Genomic DNA, 2,133 nt, shown 5'->3' on the forward strand with positions numbered 1-2,133 from the left:
CGGTCCGGACGGTCCGGACGGTCCGGACGGTCCGGACGGTCCGGACGGTCCGGACGTTCCGGCACTTCAAGGACCCGAACCCCCGAGGCGACGAACCCCCGAGGCGACGAACCCCCGTCCGGACCGATCCGGGGGGCCGGGAGCTTCAGGCCCTGAGCGAGCGGTCGGCGATCCGCCCCAGGTGCGCGGCGAAGACGTCTTCCGCCTCCGGGGTCAGCGTGCGCAGCGCCACCATCGCCGTGACGATCACGTCGCAGAGCTCCGACTCCACGTCCTGCCAGGTGTGCGTGGTGCCCTTGCGCGGGTTGTGGCCCGTCACCCCGATGACCGCCTGGGCCACCTCGCCGACCTCCTCCGACAGCTTCAGCATCCGCAGCAGCACCTGCTGTTCGGGACTCCGGTCCGAGGCACCCGCGAGCCAGGCGTGGAGGCGGTCGACGGTGTCCCAGGTCTCGTCCATGGGCCGAGACTGCCACACCGGCGGGGGCGCCGGGGGGCCGAGCGCGCGCCCCGGCAAGGGTCAGCCGCGGCCGATGTACGGCATCGTCGTGGCCATGATCGTGGCGAACTGGATGTTCGCCTCCAGCGGCAGCGCCGCCATGTGCACCACGGTCCGGGCCACGTCCGCCGCGTCCATCACCGGCTCGGGGGCGAGCGTGCCGTTCGCCTGGAGGATGCCCGACTCCATCCGCCGGGTCATCTCCGTCGCCGCGTTGCCGATGTCGATCTGTCCGCACGCGATGCGGTACGGGCGGCCGTCCAGGGAGAGGGACTTCGTCAGACCCGTCAGCGCGTGCTTGGTCGCCGTGTAGGCGACCGAGTGCGGGCGCGGCACGTGCGCCGAGATCGAGCCGTTGTTGATGATCCGGCCGCCCTGCGGGGACTGCTCCTTCATCTGGCGGTACGCCGCCTGCGCGCACAGGAACGCGCCCGTGAGGTTGACGTCGACCACCGAGCGCCACGTCTCGTGGTCCAGGTCCTCGACCGGCGTGCCGCCGCCCGCGAAGCTCCCCGCGTTGTTGAAGAGCAGGTCGACGCGGCCGTAACGGTCCCCTACGGCCGTGAAGAGGGCCGCCACCGCGCCGGGCGAGGTGACGTCCGTCGGGACGCACAGCACCTCCGCGCCCGCGCCGGCGAGCGCCGCCGTCTCCTGCAGCGGCCCGTCCCGGCGGCCCGCCAGCGCCAGTGACCAGCCGTCCTCCGCCAGAGCCAGTGCCACGCTCCGGCCGATCCCGGAGCCGGCGCCGGTCACCACCGCGATCCTCCGTACAGCGTTCATGGAGGCGCAGCGTACGGGACGGTCCGGCACCTGGACCTCATACGGCCGACATGTGGATGTTGTGTACTCGACAAGGGGTCGCGCTGCACTGGGCGCATGACAGCCGAACTACGCGCCGCCGCACGCCGATTCGACCGCCGCCGCTTCCTCACCGTCACCGGCGCGGCCGCCGCCCTCGCCTTCGCCGCGCACCTGCCCGCCGCGGGCGCCGCGAGCGCCGCCGAGCTGGACGCCCGCGCGATCGACGAGGACCCGTTCACGCTGGGCGTCGCCTCCGGCGACCCCCTGCCCGACTCCGTCCTGCTGTGGACCCGCCTCGCGCCCCGCCCGTACGAGCCCGGCAGCGGACTTCCCCGGCGGCGGGTCCAGGTGCGCTGGGAACTGGCGCACGACGCCCGGTTCACCAGGATCGTCAGACGCGGGCACGCCACCGCCCACCCCGAGTTCGACCACAGCGTCCACATCGAGGTCGGCGGCCTGGCCCCCGGGCGCGAGTACCACTACCGCTTCCGCGCGGGCGACTGGATCAGCTCCGCCGGGCGGACCCGCACCGCCCCCCACGCCGTCGCCCGCGTCGACGGGCTGCGGCTCGCGGCCGTCTCCTGCCAGGCGTACCACGACGGGTACTTCACGGCCTACCGGCACCTCGCGGAGGAGGACCTCGACGTCGTCCTCCACCTCGGTGACTACCTGTACGAGTACGCGGTGAACGCCACCGGCGGCGCCCGCGCCTACACCGACCGCCGCCTGCCCGCCCACTTCAACCGCGAGACCGTCACCCTGGAGGACTACCGGCTGCGCTACGGCCTGTACAAGTCCGACCCGGATCTCAGGGCCGCGCACGCCGCGCACCC

3 protein-coding genes are annotated in these 2,133 nt (G+C 73.5%); 1 reads left to right on the forward strand and 2 read right to left on the reverse strand.

What is annotated here, in order from left to right; translation table 11 throughout:
- Nucleotides 1-145: 145 nt before the first annotated feature.
- On the reverse strand, nt 146-460 hold the full coding sequence (locus IH00_RS0103650) for a MazG-like family protein (protein ID WP_031069461.1): 315 nt from the start codon (nt 458-460) through the stop codon (nt 146-148).
- A gap of 60 nt (nt 461-520) precedes the next feature.
- Entirely contained in the window at nt 521-1,279 is a 759-nt protein-coding gene (locus IH00_RS0103655; protein WP_031069463.1) for an SDR family oxidoreductase, read from the reverse strand.
- Between the two features lie 96 nt (nt 1,280-1,375).
- Between IH00_RS0103655 and IH00_RS0103660 the strand changes: the two genes are divergently transcribed.
- Nucleotides 1,376-2,133, forward strand: a 758-nt coding sequence (locus IH00_RS0103660) for an alkaline phosphatase D family protein (protein WP_031069464.1), incomplete at its 3' end; no start/stop codon positions are given.

The organism is Streptomyces sp. NRRL S-118 (assembly GCF_000716335.1).
Taxonomy (GTDB): Bacteria; Actinomycetota; Actinomycetes; order Streptomycetales; family Streptomycetaceae; genus Streptomyces.